The organism is Thalassospira sp. NFXS8, assembly GCF_040148805.1.
In the GTDB taxonomy this organism is placed as follows: Bacteria; Pseudomonadota; Alphaproteobacteria; order Rhodospirillales; family Thalassospiraceae; genus Thalassospira.
The window spans coordinates 964985-987659 of the sequence record NZ_JAGEMF010000001.1 but is presented as its reverse complement, the minus strand read 5'-3'; the positions used below and the strand labels follow the sequence as shown (position 1 = coordinate 987659).

Genomic DNA, 22675 nt, shown 5'->3' with positions numbered 1-22675 from the left:
TATTTGCCGTGGCAAGTTTAAATCAAAATGGCCGGTATGTTGCCCGGCGCTTTCACGAACCCTGGGAAATGTTTGTTGCCAAAGCGACCGTTTTACTGACAGGGATGACGTTGGCTACCTTGTTTATACTTGGGAACGGTTAAGGTTAGCCTGCCAGTTGTGACAAATGCCAAGTCCATTTGCCAAAATAAAACGCCACCCGGTTAAAGGGTGGCGTCTGTTTTTGTGCAGATGGCAGATGAATTAGAAATCAACCGTTAGCGAGACCTTTGCGGTTAATGGCGCGCCCATCGTCAGATACCCGCCATTGGCCGACGCCCAATAGTCGTTATTGGTGACGTTCTCGACATTGGCACGCATGGTAACCGGATAGTTGCCAACTTCGGTTTCATAACGGGCGCCAAGGTCAAGACGCGTCCATGACGGAATTTCAAGGGTGTTGGCAGCATCGGCATATTGCGACGCCGTATGGATGACACGGGCATTGACCGTTGCACCATGAAGGAAGGGCAAATCATATTCCACGCCCAGTTTTGCGACATAGTCGGGCACGGCAATGGGGCTATTGCCATTATTGGTGCCGTTTTGGGTGTCGGTTAGCTGGGCATCGAGCAGGGTGACGCCACCCAGAATACGCGTGCCTTGAACCGGTTCGCCAAATACCTGAAGTTCCAGTCCGCGGTTGCGTTGTTCGCCATCGGCGGCAAATGTGTTGCTGGCATTTTTATAGGCCGACGGCTTTTCGATCTGGAACAGGGCGATGCTGCCGCCAATGGTGCCGTAATCGGCTTTGACGCCGATTTCATATTGCTCGGACGTGTAGGGGGCAAGCTGTTCGCTGGGGTTGGTCAGGGTCGGGTCCGAACCGGCAGAGGGTGCAGTTTCACCCGGCGAAAGTGATTCCATGTAATTGGCATAGACGGAGACCTGTTCGGTCACGTTTCCGACGACACCAAACATCGGCGTGTATTCATCGGCGCTGTAATTGATGGTGCGCGCACCACTGGTCAGGTCGAACTGCCGTGTGGTGACGGACTGGCGACGGACACCGGCGGTAAAATGTACGCGGTCCTCAAGGAAGCTAAGCGTATCAGCAATGAAATAGCTGGTCAGGTCATTGGTGTTGCGCAGGCCGGGATTGTTCAGATCGCCGGTGGCAGCCCCCAGTGCCGGGTAGGATGATGGTGTTTCGCCATAGATATTGCCGTTGTTACGCGCAAAGCCGTTGGCAAAGGCCCAGGCCTGATGGCTTTTGCTCCACATGCCCGATGCACCAACATTGAGTTCGTGTGAAATATCAAGGGTTTCGAATTTTACCCGCGCGCCACCCATGGCGCTGTTGGTGGTGTCTTCACGCACGATATAGGAACTGCTGTAGCTCATGGTGCCATCGGTGCCATCGATGCGCGAGGTGGAATAAATACCGGATTCTTCCATATGGCGGGTGCCAATGGCGGCATAACCCATCACATTTTCGCTGAAATCATGTTCAACGCGGCCCTGGACAAAATCATCCTGCAGGTCGGCCCAGGTGCCATCGGCGTTAAAATTGTGGGATGCGGACGGGGCATCGGGGATTGCTGTCAGCGCGCTGTTAAGCGTGATGGATGTGCGGCCGTGATCGGTGTTTTTTTCGTTATGGCCGCTATCGATGGTGATGCGGGTGTCGTCGCCGCGATAATCAAATGACAGGGCACCGGCGATGGTTTCGCGTTCTTCATCATCAATGGATGTTTCGCCGTCGCTGTATTTCAGATTGGCGCGGATGCCAAACTGGTTGTCCTTGCCAAAACGGCGGCCCACATCAAGGTGGGTGCCGACTTCGCTGTCCATGCCATAGGTCGTGGTCAGGCTGGTAATCGGGGTGTCGGTGGCACGTTTGGGAACCAGGTTGATGGCACCGCCAATGCCGCTGCCGCCTGGTGACATGCCGTTGATAAAGCCCGATGCCCCCTTGGTGACTTCGACGCGATCATACATCGATACATCCACCAACTGGCGCGGTGCCGTACCATACAGGCCATCAAGCGAAACATCATCGCCATCAAGGACAAAACCGCGGATCATGTAACGATCGCCCGATCCGCCATAGCTGTAGGATGTGACAACACCGGGGTCATTATCGACCACATCGGCAATGGTATCGGCCTGCTGATCCTTGATCAGCTTTTCGGTATAGGAAGATGTGTTGATTGCCGTATCAAGCGTATCCTTGTTCCCCAGAATACCAGCACGGCCACCTGTGGCAACCTGGCCGCCGGCATAAACGGGTGGGGTTGGGTCGCCAGCTTCCTGCTGTGCCTGGCCTTCGACTGTAATGGGATCAAGCTGGATGGTGTTGTCTTTTGTTTTGGTCGTGGATGCTTCCTGTGCCAAGACAGTGCCGCTTGATAGTGCAAGCAGGCTTGCAGATGCCAGAAGGGCCAATCCCAACGGGCCATAGCATTTTGCAGAAAGTGACATATCGGTTCCCCAAGAATTTTACGCAGGCCTTCGTGCCTGCAAAACTGACCCTCCGATAACATTATTAATAATCAATCGCAATGATAATGATCATGATTATCAGTAGCGATATAAAAGCTCAGTTTTTCAATTCTGTGGTTTGTGGAATAGCCACTTTTACGTGTGAAGAATGGAAGGGGTATAGGGGATTTACGCTTTTTGCGTGTGATCTGACGCGAAAATAAATAACAGCCCCTGGCTATATCGGCTGACAGGGGCTGTTATTTGGTGTTGTTATTTAACAATGCGAACGAGTCGCACTGTTGAAGGCAGGCGGATTTAATCCTGATAGATCATTTTGTGTGTCATGCCGCCGTCAATGCGCAGGGTTTCACCGGTAATGAAGCCGGACTTTTCGCCATCCAGCAAAAAGGCGACGGCGTGGGCAATATCATCGGGGATACCAACCCGGCCGGCGGGGTGCTGCTTTTTGTCGCTTTCGCTATGGTTGGGCTGTGTTTTTTCCGACGCTTTTTTCCAGTCGCCCACCTCGATCCAGCCCGGGGCGATGGCGTTGACGCGAATATCCCCTGACAGACTGATGGCCATGGCATGGGTGAGCGACACAAGCCCGCCCTTGGTTGCGGCATAGGCTTCGCTATTGGCTTCGGATTGAAAGGCGCGTGTCGACGAGATATTGACGATGGCACCATGATGTTTTCGTAAATGCTGGGTCGCATGTTTTGCCACCAGAAAGGCACCGCCCAGATTAACATCTATGATACGACGCCAGGCTTGCCAGTCCAGATGTTCAAACGATCCGTTATCGGGGTTGGCGATACCGGCATTGTTAACCAGTCCGTCAATGCGGCCAAATCGGTCAACCGTGCGCTGAACAGCAATGGCCACGTCCTGTTCATCGGTTACGTCACCGGCAAAAAACAGGCAGCGTGTCCGACTTGTTTCGTCCAGGGCATCCATGGCGTCGTGGCCGGCTTCTTCGTCGCGGTCAAACATCATGACTTTCCAGCCATTATTTAATAAATACCGGCTGATGCCCAACCCCAGCCCCTGTGCGCCGCCGGTAATGAAGGCAACCTGTGCGTGGTTTTGATCGCTCATAAATGTTTCCTTGTGGTGATTGGATGGGAACGGGGCCGTAGACGTTTAACGGGACTAAATCGGAGGGGTTCCAGATTAAAACTGCAAGACCGGTTTTTCGGCGCGGCCGGGCTGGTTGAAATATTCAATTGCAGCTTGCCAGTTGGCAAAATCGTAAATTGCCAATGGCGGCAGGAATGTATCGCGCAGCACTGGCCAAAGCTGATCAAACCAGCTTTGCCATTTTGCCGGTGATACCGTTTCCAGCCGGTCCCGTAAATGAAAGCGGTGGATTTTGGCGTGGGCATTTTCCGGCAGGGCAAACAGCTTAGCCGATAGCAACCCGTAAGAAACCAGCGATGATCCTTGTGGCATATGCCCCAGCAGCAAACGGGCCAGATCACCACCGACAGCATCAAACACAATATCGGTCTGTGCGGCGAGTGTTTCGATGGCCGGTTGATTGGTCATATCAATTGCGGTGGCACCAAGGGCCACGATTTCTGCCTTGCGTGACGCGCTGCGATATATGCCATGTACCGAGGCGGCCCCGTTTGCGATTGCCCACTGGATCAGCAACCTGGCACAGGACGACCCCGCTGCCGTGACGACAATGTGTTTGTCCTTTACTGGCCATAAATCCAGCATCAACCATGCCGCTAACGGATTGATATAGCCGCGCAGGGCAATTTCATCGTCGATATCATCGGGCACGGCAACCATCCATGCCGGATCGGCATCGACGTAATTTTGCCATGTGCCGTTGGCGCGCAATGGTAAAACGCGTTGCCCAGCCTTAAACGGGCAGGCGGTGCTGGCCGATATTTCGGTAACGACCCCCAGGCCCTCGTACCCGGCAATTTGCGGCGGACTGATCCGGTGACGATAGGCACCGGTGATAGGGATCAGATCGGACGGATTAAGGGGGGCTGCCAGCATTTGCACGCGGGCAAGGCCACCCGCCAATGGCTTTAGGGCCCTGGTTTCAAAGGTCAGAACATCTTCCGGGGTACCAAACTGTCGATACCATAGGGCCGAATTATCCATTCAAATGCTGCCTGTTGTCGGGTTGGTTTTGGGACACCCTAATGCGTTTGATCGCGAACAGCCAGAAGGTTCCCCGTTATCCGCAATCGTGGCGCGAATAACGGGGAAAGATGGATAAAAACAGGTTGGTCAGTTGTATTTAGGGGATCAGCAAAATTGGTCCGGCGCTGGACCGGCTTTCGGCCAGTTCGTGGGCCCTGGCAGCTTCATCAAGGGGAAAGCGTGCGCCAATGCCTGCTTTGACATAGCCCCGGCCAATTGCATCAAACAAATCGGCGGCATTGGCCCGAAAACGGTTTTGTTCGGCATTATGCGGGAAGACCGATGGGCGGGTTAAAAACAGGCAGCCCTTTTTGTTCAATATTTCGGGGGCAATGTCGGGGGCGGGGCCAGATGCCGCCCCATAAAGAACCACCATGCCAAACGGTTGGGCCAGATCCAGCGAATGCATGAAGGTATGCTTGCCAACGGCATCATAAACCACGCGGGCTTTGCGCCCATTGGTGGCGGTCAACAGGGCGTCCACCCAGTTTTCGTGGCGATAATTTATCGCAATGTCGCACCCTGCTGTTTTTGCAATGGCACATTTTTCGTCTGACCCTGCAGTACCAACCACAAAAGCACCCAGTGCCTTGGCCCAACCCGACAGGATTTGCCCGACACCACCGGCGGCAGCATGGACAATCACCATGTCCCCCGCCTGGACCGGGCAGGTGTGTTTAAGCAAATATTGCGCTGTCATTCCCTTAAATATCAGGGCGGCAGCGGCTTCGTCGGACACATTATCGGGCAGGGGAACAAGTTTTTCGGCGCTAACATTGCGCATATCGGCATAGGCACCCAGCCCGGCATTCATATAGGCAACCCGGTCGCCAATACCAAAATCGGTAACATTGCTGCCAACGGCCTCGACGATACCGGCGGCTTCGTGGCCCAACGGGCTGGGCAAGGGCAGGGTATAGGCCCCGCTGCGCTGATAGACATCAATAAAATTAAAGCCGATGGCCGTATGGCGAACGCGAACTTCGTTTGGTCCGGGCGCAGGCAGGGAAACTTCCTTAACGGCCATGTTGCTGGCGGGGCCATGGGCTTCAATTAATATCTGACGGGCGTTTAGTGCGGTCATGGGGCAGTTCTCCGCAAAAGGATCACAATAAGGATGGCCGTATTGGAGCCGATAAAAAGACGCCGGACAACAGCAATTGTTGCCCGGCGTAGTCAGGTGAAACAATGTTATCGGCAGGTGCTGATTGCGCCGCTTGGCGGTACAACGCACCATGCCGGTAGATCACCGGGAAGTCAGTTTTTGCCGCCCGTAAAGGTTTCGGCATATTGAGAACGCAACTGGGCCTTTTGCACTTTACCCATGGTGTTGCGGGGCAATTCATCAATTGTCCAGATCCGCTTGGGAACCTTGAATTTTGCCAGCTTGTCCTGGGTGCGTTTGATAATTTCCTGTTCATCAAACCCGCTGGCACTGGCCGGGACAATAACGGCAGCAACCGCTTCGCCAAAGTCGGGGTGGGGTAAACCAAAGACAGCGACTTCGCCCACTTCGTCATAGTCGCCGATGATTTCTTCGACTTCCTTGGGATAGACGTTAAAGCCGCCCGAAATGATCAGGTCCTTGTCGCGCCCAACAATGGTGATGTAGCCGTCATCGCCCAGTGTTGCCAGATCGCCGGTAATAAAGAAGCCATCGGCGCGAAATTCCGACGCGGTTTTTTCAGGCATTTGCCAGTAACCCTTAAACACGTTGGGGCCACGGACTTCCAGCACACCAATTTCGCCGTGCGGCAAAATATTGCCATCCTTGTCGCAAACGCGGGCTTCAATACCGGGAAGTGTTGGGCCAACGGCACCGGGGCGGCGTTCGCCATCCAACGGGTTGGATGTGTTCATGCAGGTTTCGGTCATGCCATAACGTTCAAGAATTTTAAGACCGGTACGTTCGAAAAACTGGTCGTGGGTTTCAGCCAGAAGCGGGGCCGAGCCCGAAACAAACAAACGCATGTTTGACACAACATCGCGGTTAAAACCGGGATGTGCGAGAAGGCGGGTATAAAAGGTGGGAACGCCCATCAGCACCGTTGATTTTGGCAGGCGTTCCAAAACATCGTCGGCATCGAATTTCGACAGCAAGATGATTTTGCCACCATTAAGCAGCATGATATTGACCGCAACAAACAGCCCGTGGGTATGAAACAGCGGCAGGGCGTGCAACAGCACATCATCGGGTTGAAAGCCCCATGCCTTGTGCAAGGTCAGCGCGTTCGAGGTGAGGTTGCCGTGGCTAAGCATGGCCCCCTTGGAGCGCCCGGTGGTGCCCGATGTGTAAAGAATTGCTGCAATATCGTCGCTTGTAACATCGGCAATATCGGTTAAGGCCGTGGCTGTGGCGGCTTCGTCGTTAAGGGAACCATCGCCATTTGTGCCAAGGGTCAGCACGGCAGCAACATTATTTTGTGCGGCCAGGGTTTGGGATGTTTCCAGCCGGTCAGGGCGACACACAAAAACGCGCGGGGCGGCATCGCCAAGGAAATAGGCAATTTCATCGCCGGTATAGGCGGTGTTGAGCGGCAAATGAATGGCACCAAGTTGCAAACAGGCCAGATACAGCGCAATCACATCGGACGATTTATCGACCTGAACGGCAACGCGGTCGCCCTTGATTACACCATGACCGGCAAGAACGCTGGCATAGCGCCCGGTGCGGTTCAAAAGGTCGGTAAAGCTAACGTCTGATCCGTCATATTCTGTGAGGAAAGGGCGCGAGCGATCGGCCGGGAACCGTTTGATAAATTCGTTAAGCAGGTTTTCTGACATGGAAGGCTATCCTTGGTTACCGGCAAGCTGCGATACGGCGCGCGATACGGCGATTTTACCGTCATTGACCAGTGATTCGTGGTTTCGTTCAATATTATCAAGATGATAGGCATAATTTACCATCAACCCGCCTGCCTGGCGCAAGCCTTTGGTCGAGATATCGCCCATCCAGTTCAGGCGTTCCAGCCGCGCCCCGTTGCCCAGATGGAAGCGGGCTGTGGGGTCCAACGGGGATTTGCCGCGTTTGGCATGGGCGAGGTAGCGCGCACAGAGTTGCAAGGTGGGTTTTTTAAGGGCATCGGCGCGCGTGCTATCATTTACCCAGCTGTCATCTTCCATTGCTGCCAATATCTCGGCCGCCTGTTTGGCATCGTCATTGTCTGACTTTTGCCGGGTGCGTAACCAGCCCATAAAACCGGGAATGGGTGACAGGGTGGCGAACTGGTCCAGCTTGGGAAATTCGCGTTTCAGTTCCTCGACCACCTGTTTGATCAGGAAATTGCCAAATGAAATACCGCGTAACCCGGTTTGGCAATTGCTGATCGAATAGAAAATGGCGGTGTTGGCTTTGGATTGCGCCGTTTCGTCAATTTCCGGGGCCAGCAGGGCCTGCACGCTGTCTGCCAGGCCATGTACAAGGGCGACTTCGACAAAAATTAGCGGGTCGTCGGGCATGGCAGGGTGGAAAAAGGCAAAACATTTGCGGTCATCGGCCAGTCGGCGTCGCAAATCATCCCAGCCCTGAATTTCATGCACCGCTTCATAGCGGATCAGTTTTTCCAGGATTGATGCCGAGGTTTCCCAGTCGATATGACGCAGTTCGAGAAAGCCACGATTAAACCAGCTGGTCAGCAAATGCTGCATATCGGCATTTAACGGTTCAAGATGGCGGTTGGTCTTGATCAGATTTAGCAAGGAATTACGCATATCGACAATGGCACGTGTCCCACCCGGTGCCATGTTGATCCGGCGCAATAATTCCTGGCGGTCAGGTTCCGATGCCTGCGTTAATGCCGCCAGATTAATTTCATTTGGATCGGCTTTATAGGCATCGGCCGCGGCAATAACGGCGACCTGATCGGCTGAAAACTCGTTTTGCATCATTTCGAAAAAACGCAAATGGTCGTCTTCTTTAAGGTTTTCCCAGCCACGCACGACTTCACGGGCAAGGGCTGTGCCGCGCGCCTCCCCCTTTTGCGACACCAGATCATGGCACAGGGTTGCCAGCCGCAGGAACGGGTCCTGCGGGGTGCTTAAAGGCAGATCAAGCAATTCACGCCCGCGGTCGGCAATGGATGAAATCCAGTTGCGAACAGAAATTCCAGACATTAGCGGCCTCCTCCGATCATGGCATTGGGCAACCAGGTGGCAATTTCAGGGAAGATACAGAGAATGATAATGGCAACGATCATGCACGCGACATAGGGCATGGCCCCTTTCAGGATGGTTTGCAGGCGAATGTCGGGGGCAATGCCGTTGATGACATACAGGTTCAAACCAACTGGCGGCGTGATCAGGCCGATTTCCATATTGATCGTCAGGATCACGGCAAACCAATAGGGGTCAAAGCCGGCGCTGATGATAACGGGCAACAGGATGGGCGCAGACATCAGGATTACGGCGACCGGCGGCAGGAAAAAACCGCTGATCAACAGGAATACATTGATGAACGCCATCAAGACCCAGCGATTAACATCTAGATCGGAAATCCAGTGGGCAATCGACTGGGTGATAAACAGGCTGGACAGCATATAGCTAAACAAACCGGCTGCCCCAATGATCAGAAGGATCATGACCGATTCACGGGTGGTATCGCGCAGGATGTGCCACAGTTTGGAAGGCTGCCACATCCGGTAAACCACAACCGCAGTCAGCAGGCAGAACAACGCGCCAACACCTGCTGTTTCAGACGGGGTGGCAACACCGCCATACAGCGCAAACAAAACCGCCGCAATGATTACAAGAAACGGCAGGATACGCGGCAGGATTTCAAATTTTTCTTTCCAGCTATAGGAAACAGATGCCAGCGCGGTGCCGGCATGGCCCTGACGCCAGGTGGAATAGATCGACCAGGTCATGAAAAGGGCCGTCACCATCAGGCCTGGCATTAACCCGGCCAAAAACAGCCGCCCGATCGAGGTTTCGGTGGAAATACCATAAATGATCATGGTGACGCTGGGCGGGATCAAAATACCCAGCGTGCCGCCTGCGGCAATTGACCCGGCGGCAACCGTATCGGGAAAACCGCGCTGGCGCATGGCCGGAATGCCCATTTTGCCAATGGCCGCACAGGTTGCAGGCGACGAACCTGACAGGGCCGAGAAAATGGCGCAGGCCCCAAGGTTGGAAATGACCAGCCCGCCGGGAACGCGGGTAAGCCAGCGATCAAGGGCGGAATAAAGGTCACCCCCGGCGCGGGACGATGCCACAACGGCCCCCATTAGAATAAACATGGGAATGGCAAGAACCTCGAAACTGTCGAGTTTGCCAAACAGGATTTCAGGCAGCAGCGGCAGCGAACCGACACCATCGAAAATCATGATAAAACCGACGCTGATCACCAGAAGGCCAATGCCCACCGGAATGCCGGAGAAAAGAACAAGGGTGGTTGCAATGCCGACAAGGGCAGCAAGAAGCAAGGGATCCATCAGGTGCTCTCCTTATACGGCGTCTTCGGGGATATCAAACGGGGTGGTACGGTTTGTGATCAGGCCCAAAAGATCGGCCAGAAACTGTAAAAACAGCAGGCAAAAACCAATGGGAAGTGCGCTATAGGGTTTCCAAAGAGCAACACCCCATACTGTTTCCGAACGCCAGCCGCCACTATGGGCTTCGATAACCAGTTCAATACCGTAAAATCCAAACAGCGCACTGATCGCCAGGCCCAGAAGCAAAATGATCACAGCCAGAATTTTGCGATTACCGCGTTTTAAATACATCGGCAGCAAATCAACATTTACATGGCCGCGGATCATTTGCACATAAGGCAGGCCAACCAGTGTGGCCCCGATCATCAGAAAAATAACTGCTTCGGTTTGCCAGACGGTGGATGCGTTTAACACGTAGCGCATATAAACCAGTTGGCAGATAATCAGCATGGCAATGGTAAACATGCCTGCCGACGCGGCACCGCAAATTTTTGACAGCATGTGAACGCCGTGAATAAAGGCCCCGATAGCGCCACCTTTTGGTGGGGTGGTGCTATCAGAATGCGTCGTTGAATTTTGCGACTTTTCCGGCAGCGGTTCTATATCGGGTGGTGGCGGAAAAGGTGAATTTGAAGATTTGGTCTGCACAATCCGGGTACTCCCGTGCGGGTCGGGCATGTCAATCGGAAGCGACGTAGAATGAACGGCTGCGTTGTTCACGCGTGGCCTCCTTATGTTAAGGTCCAGGCCTGTTAATACGGAGACATTGCTTGATCGAGGGGCAATTGTTCGGGGGCCGGGGCCACCGTTAAATTCCTTGATCGGGGATATTTCGATTTATGGGTTTTTGCTTGTATTTCGCACCCATAAAAGTTGCCTGTCCGCTTATATTAACAGGTATGGACCCTCAAACACGTGTCGGGAAATCCGGCGTCGCAGCTGTGCGACGCCGGAAAAACATCATTTCACCGACAGGGCCAGATCAAGAAGTTCCTGACCACCCGGGGTTTCCTTGACGAATTCGGCATAGGAGGTTTTCTTTGCCAGATCCTGCCATTTCTGGAAGTCTTCGTCGGTCAGATCGGCGATTTCAACGCCGTTTTCCTTAAAGACCTTAACGCTGGTCTCGTCTTCCTTCCGGCCTTCGGCATCATAAAATGCCTCGGCTTTTTTCGCAGCCGCAGCCAGGGCTTCTTTTTGCGCGTCGTTCAGCGCGTCGTAGCTTTTCTTGGACATCAGAACCGGCTGATACATGAACCAAAGGGCGTTGGCACCGGCAGGGGTATAGCATTTTACCTGTTCGTAAATACGATAGGAAACGAAGCTGGACGAACTTGTGTTGGTGGCATCGAGAACGCCGGTTTGCATGGCCGGATAAATTTCCGAGCTGGGCATGGCGGCGATGGAGGCACCAGCCCCCTGCAACATCTGTTCAAACGATTTGCCTGCGGCACGAATTTGCAAGCCCTTCACATCGTCCGGGGTGCGAATGCAGCCCTTGGTCGAGGCAAAACCACCGGCCAGCCAGCCATGGGCAACCGTGACAACGCCACTGTCATTCAGGATCTTTTCCAGACGCGCCATGAATTCAGATTTGTTCATGCGGTTGGCGTGATCGTGGTTTTTGATCAGGGCAGGCATCAGCGTCAGGTTGAATTCAGGGTGGCGACCACCGGCATACGCCAGCGGGTAAACAATCATGTCAAGCTGGCCACGTTCCATCGGGGTCCATTGTTCTTTGGCTTTGAACAGCGAACCGGACGGAAAAATCTGGATTTCCAGATCAACATCGGCAGCTTTGACTTCGTCAGCAATGATTTCGGCAACCTTGTTGCGAACATCGCTGGTTGACCATTGGTGCGACAGTTTAAGGGTCGTGGCCGAGGCAATGCCCGACATGCCAAAAGCTGTGGCGGCCAGGGCAACAGCTGCCACAGATGCTTTCAAAGTAGCATTAAAAATCTTCATCAAATCCTCCCGGATGAAGCTGCGTTTCATGTAATCGCAATGCGCGTTATGCGCTTTTTTGTTGTGGCGCTTTTCGCCATGAGAGAAAGCGTTACAGATTTCTGGCATGCTGTCTATCTGTTTTTGTATACCAGATTGGCCTTTTGCAATGCCACATACGGAAGGTGCGCTGGAATGCTGAAAAACCCCGTTTAAAAAGACTTTTGATTTTGCAATGCAGCGAAATTGCCTGCGTTTTTGCTTCTGAATTTCTTTGAAACGGGCCGGAATTTATGTTCTGGTATACCACGCTTCGGCTTTTATGGAGGACGCCTGATGGCGCGAAACGGCAAACTGGCAGAAGATCTGGTGCAGGCACTGGAGCGCGATATTGTTACCGGGTTGCTTCAGCCGGGCGACCGCCTTGACGAGCGCGGCCTGAGCGAACGCTTTAATGTTTCGCGAACGCCGGTGCGCGAGGCCCTGCAATCCCTGGCGCGAAGCGGACTGGTGGCAACATTACCCCGGCGTGGAACGGTTGTTGCATCAATCACGGTTGGTGAACTGATCGAGATGTTTGAGGTTATGGCCGAGCTTGAAGCCATGTGTGCCCGGCTGGCCGCGCGGCGCATGGCAAAGGCCGATATAGACCGGCTTTATGAACTTTCCGCCGAATGCGATGCCCTGCGCGGGCAGGTGGATGCCGATGCCTATTATGCGGCCAATGTGCGTTTCCACGAGGCAATCTATGCCGGATGTCGAAATTCGTATCTGGAGCGGCAGACCAAAACGGTGCGTAACCGGTTGTCGCCGTATCGTCGTTTGCAGCTGCATCGGCCGGGCCGGGTGGAAAAATCCAATAATGAACATGCTGAAATTCTCGAGGCGATTGCCAGCGGCAAAGCCGATAATGCGGCAGATTTAATGCGTGCGCATTTGGCAGTGCAAGGGGAAGCCCTTAACGATTTGCTGGCAATGGTGCCGCGCGCCTATCTGGAACCATTGGCAAGCTAGCGACAGTTCCCGCAGGTAAATTTGCGTAAACCGCGCGTGATTTTTTCATACAGGTACGTTACAAACCCGCATGGCAAAAAAACGTTTGGATCAGATGCTTGTCGACCGCGGCATGGTCGAAAGCCTTGGCAAGGCCCAGGCCCATATTATGGCCGGGGATGTATTTACCCGTGAGCAGCGGCTTGATAAACCCGGGATGCAGGTGCGCGAGGATATATCCCTTACCTTGCGCGGCCAGCCGCACCCGTGGGTATCACGCGGCGGGTTAAAGCTGGAAAAGGGCCTGGGCGAATTCGCCATCGATGCCACCGGTTTTACCGCCATCGATGTGGGATGTTCGACGGGCGGTTTTACCGATGTATTGCTGCAAAATGGGGCGACAAAGGTTTATGCCATTGATGTCGGGCAGGGCCAGTTGGACTGGAAACTGCGCAATGACGACCGCGTGGTTGTGATGGAAAAAACCAATGCCCGCCATATTACCGCTGAACAGATTACGGACCCGGTTGATATTGTGGTGTGCGATGCCAGTTTTATTGGCCTGCGCACGGTTTTACCTGCGAGCATGGATTTTGTAAAACCCGGCGGATATTTGGTCGCATTGATCAAACCGCAATTTGAGGTTGGCAAGGAACGGGTTGGTAAAAAAGGCGTGGTGCGCGAACCCGAATTACATCAGGAAGTGTGCGATACTATTTCCGACTGGCTGGCCAATGTTCCTGGCTGGCGCGTACTGGGTATTGCGACCAGTCCGATTACCGGCCCCGAAGGAAATGTTGAATTCCTGATTGGGGGATGCAAGGACGGCGGGGCGTCTGATCGGACGTCTTAACGTGTCCATGGAGGAGCCCAGCGCCGGGCGACTTTTTCCAGTGAGCGATACAGATTTTGCCGATCAACGGTTTGGTCGCCATGTGGCTTTTCGGCGCGTAATGACTGGATATAGCTATAGGCGTAGCTGTAGATTGTGATCAGGTTATAGCGTTCATTGATGCGAATAAGTTTTTCGTCAAAATCGCGCCGCAGAATGCCGGAGCATAAAAACTCATAGTGGTTCAGGCAGGCCCTCATTCCCGATTGCCAGTTTTTATATTCGTCGTTTTCGGGGATGGGGTAACGATTTTGTTTGACGTAATCACGAATGATGGCCGCCCCTTTGCGAAATTCTGCGTCATCTAGCAAAGCAGACATTGTATGTTGTTTGCGGCTGAGCTTACGAGTAAGGGAAGCCGAAAAAATCCATCCTGTTGTCGCCAGGGCCCCGGTAATAAGAACCGCTTGTTGAGGAAGAAGGTTTTTACTCCAGTCAACAATTGCAGAAATTACCGGTATGATCAGGTCTGTTGAAATATCCATTGTTTAATCGTTACCTTGAATATATCACGATATCTGATTATATAAGTTTTACGTTAACTGGTTCTACTATGCTGATGGAGTGGTCTGTAATGGAAACTGAACGTGGGTTTTAAAGATATCGATTATTCGTCGTGCGCTCTGTCGGAAATGATAGCGCCCTGGACACATGGCAAATAAAGACCCACACAAAATTGTGTGGGTCTTTTGCGTTAGATGACCAAAGGTTAGTGCCCGTAAACCAGATTGGGCAGCCAGGTGACAATGCCGGGTAAAAGAATGCACATTGCCAAACCCAGGGCCTGTAGGGCCAGAAAAACCAGAGACGACTTAAAGATGGTCGCCATTGATATTTCAGGTGGGCAGACACCGCGAATGTAAAACAGGGCATAGCCAAATGGCGGGCTTAGGAATGACATTTGCATATTAACCAGATACAGAACGCCAAACCACAGCACGACATCATCGCCCGCGACAGCAGGCAGGCCAAATAGGCCATCAAAGGTTAACGCCTTGACGATGGGCACAAAAATGGGCACGGCAAGCAGCAGAATGCCGACCCAGTCCAGAAACATGCCCAGAATAACCAACAACACCATCAGCAAAAACAAGATGCCATAGGATGACATGCCGGTGCCAAGGATGGCTTCGGTAATGAAAGTCTGCCCCCCTTGCAGAATGTAAAACCCGACAAAGATCGACGCGCCAAACATGATCCACAAGACCATCGCCGAAGCCTTGAGCGTGCCGATCGAGGCTTCGCGAAGGGCGGTTAGCGAAAAGCGTTTATGCATCATGGCCACGATGACCGCGCCAAACGACCCGATCCCGGCGGCTTCAACCGGTGTGGCAACCCCGGCGAACAGCAACCCCAAAACCAGAAACACCAGAATAAGCGGTGCGATCAGATCACGCAGCAGGCGTAGCTTATCGGCAAAGCTGATACGTTCGGATACTGGCACCGGAGGCCCCAGTTTGGGGTTTTTAATACTGCGCACGACGACATAGGCAATATACATACCCGAGAGCAAAAGTCCCGGAACGACAGAACCCAGATACAGTTCGCCCACCGATTGCTGGGCCACCACGGCATAGAGAATGGCCAGAATGGAAGGTGGAATAAGAATACCAAGGGTGCCACCCGCCATGATGGAGCCGATGGCGATTTGTGGATCGTAATTGCGTTTTAACATGGCGGGCAGGGCAATTATGCCCATGGTGACAACGGCGGCGCCGATGACACCGACCATGGCAGCAAGGATGGTTGATGCCAGAATGGTGGCTGCAGCCAGCCCGCCACTAAGCCCGCCCAGCCATTTATAGACAACGTTGAACATTTCCTCGATCAGGCCGGCGCGTTCCAGCATGGATGCCATGAAAATGAACAAGGGGATGGCGGCAAGGTCCGAATTGGTCATCATCGGGAAGATGCGACCGGGAATGATGTTTAACATGGTGGAATCTCCCACCAGATAGATAAACACCACCCCAAGCCCGCCGGTAACAAAGGCCAGCGGCAGGCCCATCATCAGCACTACGACCAATGATCCGAACATGATCCAGGTTAATGTGCTGATATCGACACTGGCAAGGATACCGGCACTGCGAAACAGGAAAACCTCCTCGCTCCAGGGATCATAAAGCAGAATATTGATCACCTCGACGGTGACAACAAAAGCAGCCAGCACGGATGCGATGATTAAAAGCCAGGTCCCGAATTTGCCCATTGCGCTGTTGGGGCGCGGGGTGCGGGGGGCTGTTGGTGATGTTGCAGACGAAGTCATCGTGCGCCCTCCTTGCCCATTTCAACAAACAGCATGATGTCCTTGATCAGTTTGGACACACCGGCAAGCAGGATAAGGACGGCACCTAGCAACATCATGCCTTTGACCGGCCAGTATTGAATGCCCCAGGTTTCAACCGTGGTTTCACCCATGTCGTAGGAATCGGTAAAAAATCGTAAGGATGTACCGGCCAGCGCCAGCGCGAAAATAAAGAAAAAGACCGATGTAAAAACATCCATGCCCACCCGGCCCCGGTCAGGCAGCAGGTTATAAACGATATCAACCCTTACATGGGCACCGTGCAGCATGGCATACGCCCCTGCCAGCAAATATTGCATGCCAAAAAGCAGGAACGATGCTTCATGCACCCAGATGGTTGGCATATTGAACAGGTAGCGCATCACCACTTCAAAGAAGTAAAAAATCACGGTGTTGATTGTCCAGAATGCAATGAACAGGCCGGATTTTTCGCTAAGACAATCAATGATACGGGTAACGATATTGCCCTTGATCCCATAGCGGATCAGCGGGTCTTCCTCGGCCAGCAGGTCTGCCGCCGGATCTTGATGGTCCGGTTGGGGGGCTGTTTTTTTTGATTGGCGGCTTTCCCACGCAATCATGATCAGGGGCATGACGGCCAGCCATCCCCAATACAGCCAGTGCGGCATGACAAAGCCGAAACCTTCTTGAAGGCCAGACATGAATTCCTCCCACGCAAAAAGATACCGGGGGCAGGGCAAGGCGATATTCGCACAAAGCGGCCCCCGGTTTGCTCAGATCAAAGTGACTGGCCCTTGATGTCGTCTGGCGAGATATAGCCAACAATATCGTTCATCAGGAATTCAAGCTGGAGCTTGAAAATTTCCTTGGCATCGTCATTTTTGTTGGCCCAGCGATACCAGACCGGGATGGCCGCACGGCGGAATTCCTGCATGTCTTCGGCGCTCAGACGGGAAACTTTTGAACCCGCCTGTTTGAATTTTTCCAGTGCTTCGACATTACGTTTCTGGATGGTGACATAGTGATGCAACGAATAGGCATGAACCTGGTCTTCGACCAGTTGTTTCATCGGGTCGGGAAGTTGCATCCAGGCCCGCATGTTTACTGTCAGGTCCATCAAATCGACCGGCTGGTAAACCGACATCACACCAGGGGGGCCAAACAGAATGTAATTGGTTACCTGGGCAAAACCCAGATCCCAGTTCACGGCCGGTCCGACATAATCGGCAGCATCAATGGTGCCTTTTTCAAGGGCGGGGAAAATATCCGATCCTGGCAGGCTGACGGTGGAAACGCCGAATTGTTCAAATACTTCGGCAACCATGCCGCCGGGCAGGCGAATTTTCATGCCTTTAAGATCGGCCAGGCTGTTGACCGGTTTTTTGGAATGGATAACGTTGGCATCGTGATGGATGGGGCCGACATAAAAAAGGCCGTATTTTTTATAAATTTCGCGGGTTTTTTCCAGCATACCCAAGCCGTAAAACATGGTGTCCCACTGGGCGGGCTGGTCTGGTCCGGCGGGGTAGGATGACAAAAATACCGATGCCGGAATTTTACCTGACCAATACAGGGTAAAGGGGTTCATGGCCTGCAAAACGCCGGTGCGTACCGAATCAAACAGGGCATTGTTATCGGCGGCAACGGCTTTGGCCGGGAATGGCTTGAAGGTTAATTCGCCACTGCTTTTTTCGGCCATGTTGTTACACCATTCTTCAAACAGGGTGTAACCCACCGTGCCCGCATCCCACACTGACTGGATTTTCCAGGTGGTGCCGGCGGCAAGGGCAGTATTGGACAGGAACGGCGCACTAACAGCTGCCCCCGCAGCGGCAAGTGTGGTGGTACGTAGAAAATTCCGGCGATCCATGCCGGTTTTGGTTACGTCACTCATCAGTTCTTCCTCCCGTTGAGGTAAAGGACGCATGCCGTGATTTTTATTGATCGGTCGGCGTCCGGGGTGAAATGGCACGTCATGTGCCATTTCGTATTCTGCGATGGGCAGTCTCCCATTCCTTGTCGCGGTTGCAGCACAGCGTTTCTGTGCTGCGAAGTTTATTCGGTTCGGTTAAAGCCGGGCCAAAAAGTGATCAATTCCGGCCTGCGCGCATTCCATATCCTGTTGCGGGGTGCCTGAACTCAGGCCGATGCCCCCAACAACCTCGCCATCAACCGATACCGGGATTCCGCCGCCCACAATCGATAGTCGCCCGCCGACCTCGGTGTGGATGCCAAAGGCCAGGCTACCGGGTTGGGCCGATGCGTTATAATCGTGTGTTGCCTTGCGTGCGGCAGCGGCAGTGAAGGCTTTGTCCTGGGCGATAACCGTGCTGGTTACCTTGCCGCCATCCATGCGTTCAAACGCAATGAGCGTGCCTGATTCATCAACAATGGCAATGCACATCGGCACGCCAATGTCGGTAGCTTTTGCCCGTGCGCCATCGATCAGTATTTTTGCATCATCAATTGAAAGGCGTTTGATCGTTAGCATGGAGTCTCCGTTATGCTTTTGAATTTTGTGGTCAGGCACAGATGACTGCGCGCTGTGTTTCTAAAATATAGGCACCAAAACAACCGCCACGCCATAATGCTGGCGCAACCAGTTGATGCCGGTTGGCGGTGTGCCGGGCTTTTCGCCTCCCTTTACGGGTTGTCCATTGCGGGTAGAAAAATGCGATTGGTCTTCTTCAACCCTGGGCAACTATTCTGTTTATCAAATTCTATTTGAAGGTCTTTCATTGACGCAAATGTTTTAAATTTGCTTTTCGCATCGTGGAAAGACCAGGGACACCAGACACAAAACAGCTTTCGGATTTTCAAGGTGAAAACCCGACTAACCAATTGTTTTTAATGCGTTATGATGATGTTTTAGGGTGCCGTGCGCAAACAGGTCTAGGCAGCGTTGTTTTCGCGGCCTAGCGCGGCAATGGCACTGATGGCAAGTTCGCGAAGCGCCGGGCTTGCCTGATCGCGTATTTTTAATGCGATGTCGATGGCGGGCAATTGGGGCAGGTCGGGGCTTGTCACAATTGTAAGCCCTTCATGGCGGGCAGTGCAGGCGGGCATAACACCCAGGGCATGGCCACCACGAACCGCAGTCACCAGCATGGAATTTGCGTTGCTGCTGTGGCTGATGCGGTGGTGGATTTCATCGCGGCGCAGGGCCGCCAGGCCACTTCTGCGAACCGAACAATGATCATGATACACCGCAACAGGCAGCGGGCGTTGTGACAGGGCAAAATCAGGGTTGGCAACCCACACCAGCGGTTCGGAAATAACATGCAGGCTTTCACCATCGGATTCCGCGGTCATGATGGCAAGGTCAAGTTCGCCTTGTGCCACCCGTTTTGCCAGGGTGGTGCTGTAGCCCGAATGGCAGCTGATTTCGGTTTGCGGCAGGCGCTGTGCGGCTGAACGTAAAATTTCGGGCAGGAAAATGGCGGCATAATCGTCGGGCAGGCCAATGCGTAAAACGGGCGGGGCACCTTCCAGCAGGTCGGCAACCATCCGGTCATTCAGGCCGATAATGTCTTCGGCATAGGATTTTACCACAAGGCCGGTGGCGGTTGGTAAAACCTGATTGCGATGCCGGGACACAAGGGGTGTTCCAACCGTTTCTTCCAGACGTTTGATTTGTTGGCTGATTGCAGGCTGGGTGCGCAAAAGAATTTCGGCCGTGCGGGTAAAACTTTGCGTTTCCAGCACAGTTAAAAAGGTTCTTAGCCAATCAATCTCGACATTTAATAACGCCATAAGAAGTTGTTATTTCCGCTATAAGTCAAACCGATTTCCCTTTGCCCGCGACTGCAGGCATGGTGAGGCCGCGCTTGCTCCGGCACAGGGTAATCTGGCTGGTGTTGCGCAATATCACAATGTCTTTATTAATCGAGGCCCCGGTTATGCACAATCCCGCCAGTATTTCAGTTTCGCCTGCTTGCCCTGATCGCAAGAAAGCTAGGCATGGCGAATATGCAGATGGTGTAAACGGTGTCGAAGCGGCGGATGGGGCCGATACGACCGGCAGGTCAGATGCCCGCACGAATAATAATGACCAAAATGCAAAAGCCCCGGCTGATTCAGAAGTTGAAATGGGTGTGTCAGCCGCGTCATTCAAAGATGAACAGGCGGCCGGTGCGACAGATGAAAAAACGCCCACCCCACGCACCATGTTGTGGCCGGTATTGGGGCTTTTGCTGGCGGCAAGCCTGATGGGGCTGGGCCCAATTTTTGTCCGGTTGTCGGGTGTTTCGGCCGAGGCATCGGCATTTTGGCGGTCAATGTTATCGGCCCCGGTTTTTTTGATCGCAAGTCAGGTGTTGATTTTACCATTATTCGGCGCAAAACGGCGTTTAGGGGGTGGCAAGGCAGCATTGAACGCTGTAACGCCCCAACAGGGCACGCATTTTGCCCCGCATACCAAACGTAAAACCGAGTTGCTGATATTTGCAGGTGTTTTGTTTGCTGCCGATTTAATGTTTGCCCATCTGGCGATTGGCATGACAACCGTTGCCAACGCGATTTTACTAAATAACCTGGCCCCGCTTTTCGTTGGCTGTTTTGGCCTGATGGGATTGGCGCGCCGCCCCAGCCGACGGTTCTGGCAGGGCTTGCCGATTGCCATGTTGGGGGCAATGTGCCTGTTTTTTGCCAGCGCGCGGGGCAACGGGTCGGTTTATGGGGATATTCTGGCGATTGTTGCGGCAGGGTTTTATGGCGCGTATTTCGTTGTTATTGCCCGTCTGCGCCAGGATCATTCCGCCTTGCAGATCATGCTATGGAGTACGGCGGTTACGGCGCTGGTTCTGGCCGTTTATATGGTGATTTTTGATGGCCATATCGGTATGCCGGTGATGGCAGGGGGCTGGCTGGCCTTGTGCGGGTTGGCATTTTTAACCCATATCGGCGGGCAGGGTATGGTGTCGGTGTGTTTTAAACGCGTTGATGAAGCAACCGGATCGATTATTTTATTGTGGCAGCCTTTTATGTCGGCATTGCTGGGGGCGCTTGTGCTGGGCGAGGTTTTAAACCCCTGGCATGGTTTGGGGGCTGCGTTTGTTATGGCGGCGGTGGCCTATATTACGGTATTTCGCCGCCGCCGGGCGATATAAGGACAAAGCCTTTCCTGCCCGCTGAAAAGCAAGGCGGCATTGGCGTTGCGGGCAGAACGGGCGGTGCAGCGTCTTTAGGGGTTAAGCATAAGCCACAAGGTTATGATTGGCAAAATAACCGCAAGTGCCCCCAGAAAATTCCACAGCCGTGCGGCGCGAAAATAGGTGTCGGGCAGGGTGGTCGCGTTATGTGCTGCTGCCATATGCGACAGGCGCGCCATGCGACGTTGTAGGGGGATCAACCCCAAAAGCCAGATAATTGCCGAAATCACAAACAGCGTTATGCCGCTTTGCAGATTGACGCGGGCTGCAAGGTCAATGCGCCCGATGTGATACATGCCAAGGCCCCCGATTGCAATTAACACCACACCGCCTGCGGTAAAGGCCAGGTCTGTGATTTTGATCAGCCGGCAGGAAAAAGCAATGATCGCCGGGTTTTTTGTGCGATCAGCTGCATTTTTCCACACTGCACTGACGATGATATTGCCCAGAAACAGCACCACCCCGACAAGATGGATAAATTTTATCAAGATGAAATCCATAAGGCTGCCTTTGATTGCAACGAGAAACGGGGGAAACGGGGGCGATTGTTCGGCGTGGACCAGATTAGGCACTGGTAAAGGAAAGGCTGGTGTGATGCACGGCTATAGTCGGGCATACCACGTGAAATACATGTTCTTTTTGCTGTTATTTCTTTGTGTTTTGCAAGCTGGCGGGAATGCCCAGATCCTCGGCCAGAAGGCCAAAGACGAATTGTTGCAAAGGTTGGTCCAGTGGTGGCGATATCATGCCATCAATTACCAGGGTCGCAATACCGTGCGCCCGGCTCCAGGCCGCCAGGGCACGGTTATAGGCATTGGCGGCATCGGCCAGTGTCATGTCACCGCGCTGGTCCAGATTGGTAACAGAGCGTTGCAAAATATCAAAAACACTGTCGGCGGCATCGCGCAGATCGGGGTATTGGTCCAGCGGTGGGCGTTCGCGCCCGAAAATCAGCCGGAAATGCTGTGGATGTTCGATGGCAAATTCGACATAGGCCGCACCGAGTGCGACGATGCGTTCTTCATGCGGCAGATCGCATCTGGCGGTTTCTTCCAGCCGTTCGCCAAAGCGTTCCAATGCGGCAATTGCCACTGCCGCCAAAATGCCATCCTTGCCATCAAAATGGCGATAGGGGGCGGCTTCGGAAACCCCGGTTAACCGGGCGAGGCGACGCAAAGACAGGCCGCCCGGGCCTTCCTTGCGCAGGATGGTTTCGGCTTCGCGCAGCAATACATTGCGCACGTCGCCGTGGTGATATTTGCTCATATGCTCGTGTCGTTTTTTATGTATGTTAATAATGTTAACATATTCAAAGCTGCCACGTGCGTCAAGCGCAAATACCGCAGAAATCAGCCTTTTTCGG

20 protein-coding genes are annotated in these 22675 nt (G+C 53.4%); 3 read left to right on the top strand and 17 right to left on the bottom strand.

Annotated features, from left to right (window positions below; genetic code table 11):
- Positions 1–243 precede the first annotated feature (243 nt).
- The 9 genes from J4E05_RS04450 to dctP (J4E05_RS04410) form a co-directional block, all read right to left on the bottom strand.
- Positions 244–2463: a TonB-dependent receptor gene (locus J4E05_RS04450; RefSeq protein ID WP_349592737.1), complete on the bottom strand. Its 2220-nt coding sequence runs from the start codon at positions 2461–2463 to the stop codon at positions 244–246.
- Positions 2464–2781: 318 nt separating this feature from the next.
- A complete protein-coding gene (locus J4E05_RS04445; protein ID WP_349592734.1) occupies positions 2782–3564 on the bottom strand; it encodes a glucose 1-dehydrogenase in 783 nt (260 codons plus the stop codon).
- 75 nt (positions 3565–3639) lie between these two features.
- Complete coding sequence (locus tag J4E05_RS04440; protein WP_349592732.1) at positions 3640–4590, bottom strand: zinc-dependent alcohol dehydrogenase family protein; 951 nt, start codon at positions 4588–4590, stop codon at positions 3640–3642.
- A 139-nt stretch (positions 4591–4729) separates the two neighbouring features.
- Positions 4730–5716, bottom strand: a complete 987-nt coding sequence (locus J4E05_RS04435) for a quinone oxidoreductase family protein (RefSeq protein ID WP_349592729.1) — start codon at positions 5714–5716, stop codon at positions 4730–4732.
- 173 nt (positions 5717–5889) lie between these two features.
- A complete protein-coding gene (locus J4E05_RS04430) occupies positions 5890–7416 on the bottom strand; it encodes a malonate--CoA ligase (RefSeq protein WP_349592726.1) in 1527 nt (508 codons plus the stop codon).
- A gap of 6 nt (positions 7417–7422) precedes the next feature.
- Positions 7423–8745: a malonyl-CoA decarboxylase gene (locus tag J4E05_RS04425; protein ID WP_349592723.1), complete on the bottom strand. Its 1323-nt coding sequence runs from the start codon at positions 8743–8745 to the stop codon at positions 7423–7425.
- Entirely contained in the window at positions 8745–10064 is a 1320-nt protein-coding gene (locus J4E05_RS04420; RefSeq protein ID WP_085593700.1) for a TRAP transporter large permease, read from the bottom strand. Before J4E05_RS04420 ends, J4E05_RS04425 begins: the two co-directional genes overlap by 1 nt.
- Before the next feature lie 12 nt (positions 10065–10076).
- Complete coding sequence (locus J4E05_RS04415; protein WP_349592720.1) at positions 10077–10784, bottom strand: TRAP transporter small permease; 708 nt, start codon at positions 10782–10784, stop codon at positions 10077–10079.
- A gap of 240 nt (positions 10785–11024) precedes the next feature.
- Positions 11025–12032, bottom strand: coding sequence for a TRAP transporter substrate-binding protein DctP (gene dctP, locus J4E05_RS04410; RefSeq protein ID WP_085593699.1), 1008 nt, complete (start codon positions 12030–12032; stop codon positions 11025–11027).
- Positions 12033–12347: 315 nt separating this feature from the next.
- On the opposite strand from dctP (J4E05_RS04410), the gene J4E05_RS04405 reads away from it, so the two are divergent.
- Complete coding sequence (locus J4E05_RS04405; protein WP_349592716.1) at positions 12348–13025, top strand: GntR family transcriptional regulator; 678 nt, start codon at positions 12348–12350, stop codon at positions 13023–13025.
- Between the two features lie 70 nt (positions 13026–13095).
- A complete protein-coding gene (locus J4E05_RS04400; RefSeq protein ID WP_349592714.1) occupies positions 13096–13857 on the top strand; it encodes a TlyA family RNA methyltransferase in 762 nt (253 codons plus the stop codon).
- Here the strand turns inward: J4E05_RS04400 and J4E05_RS04395 are convergent.
- The 6 genes from J4E05_RS04395 to J4E05_RS04370 all read right to left on the bottom strand — a co-directional run bounded on the left by J4E05_RS04395 (position 13854) and on the right by J4E05_RS04370 (position 19915).
- Positions 13854–14381: a DUF4760 domain-containing protein gene (locus J4E05_RS04395; protein ID WP_085593696.1), complete on the bottom strand. Its 528-nt coding sequence runs from the start codon at positions 14379–14381 to the stop codon at positions 13854–13856. The genes J4E05_RS04400 and J4E05_RS04395 overlap by 4 nt on opposite strands.
- A gap of 224 nt (positions 14382–14605) precedes the next feature.
- Complete coding sequence (locus J4E05_RS04390; protein WP_349592711.1) at positions 14606–16162, bottom strand: TRAP transporter large permease; 1557 nt, start codon at positions 16160–16162, stop codon at positions 14606–14608.
- Positions 16159–16863, bottom strand: coding sequence for a TRAP transporter small permease subunit (locus J4E05_RS04385; protein ID WP_085593694.1), 705 nt, complete (start codon positions 16861–16863; stop codon positions 16159–16161). The genes J4E05_RS04390 and J4E05_RS04385 overlap by 4 nt, the downstream gene beginning before the upstream one ends.
- Before the next feature lie 77 nt (positions 16864–16940).
- The gene (gene dctP, locus J4E05_RS04380; RefSeq protein WP_349592708.1) at positions 16941–18056 is read right to left on the bottom strand and encodes a TRAP transporter substrate-binding protein DctP; all 1116 of its coding nucleotides are present in this window, start codon (positions 18054–18056) and stop codon (positions 16941–16943) included.
- Between the two features lie 174 nt (positions 18057–18230).
- The gene (locus tag J4E05_RS04375) at positions 18231–18653 is read right to left on the bottom strand and encodes a GlcG/HbpS family heme-binding protein (RefSeq protein ID WP_085593692.1); all 423 of its coding nucleotides are present in this window, start codon (positions 18651–18653) and stop codon (positions 18231–18233) included.
- A 401-nt stretch (positions 18654–19054) separates the two neighbouring features.
- Complete coding sequence (locus J4E05_RS04370) at positions 19055–19915, bottom strand: LysR family transcriptional regulator (protein ID WP_349592705.1); 861 nt, start codon at positions 19913–19915, stop codon at positions 19055–19057.
- 119 nt (positions 19916–20034) lie between these two features.
- Here J4E05_RS04370 and J4E05_RS04365 point away from each other — a divergent pair, with 119 nt between their 5' ends.
- On the top strand, positions 20035–21270 hold the full coding sequence (locus J4E05_RS04365) for a DMT family transporter (protein ID WP_349592702.1): 1236 nt from the start codon (positions 20035–20037) through the stop codon (positions 21268–21270).
- A gap of 74 nt (positions 21271–21344) precedes the next feature.
- Here the strand turns inward: J4E05_RS04365 and J4E05_RS04360 are convergent, their stop codons facing one another.
- Positions 21345–21800 carry a DUF2269 family protein gene (locus tag J4E05_RS04360; RefSeq protein WP_246832930.1) on the bottom strand — a complete coding sequence of 152 codons (456 nt, stop codon included), beginning with the start codon at positions 21798–21800 and terminating at the stop codon, positions 21345–21347.
- Positions 21801–21957: 157 nt separating this feature from the next.
- The gene (locus J4E05_RS04355; RefSeq protein WP_085590733.1) at positions 21958–22578 is read right to left on the bottom strand and encodes a TetR/AcrR family transcriptional regulator; all 621 of its coding nucleotides are present in this window, start codon (positions 22576–22578) and stop codon (positions 21958–21960) included.
- Positions 22579–22675 lie beyond the last annotated feature (97 nt).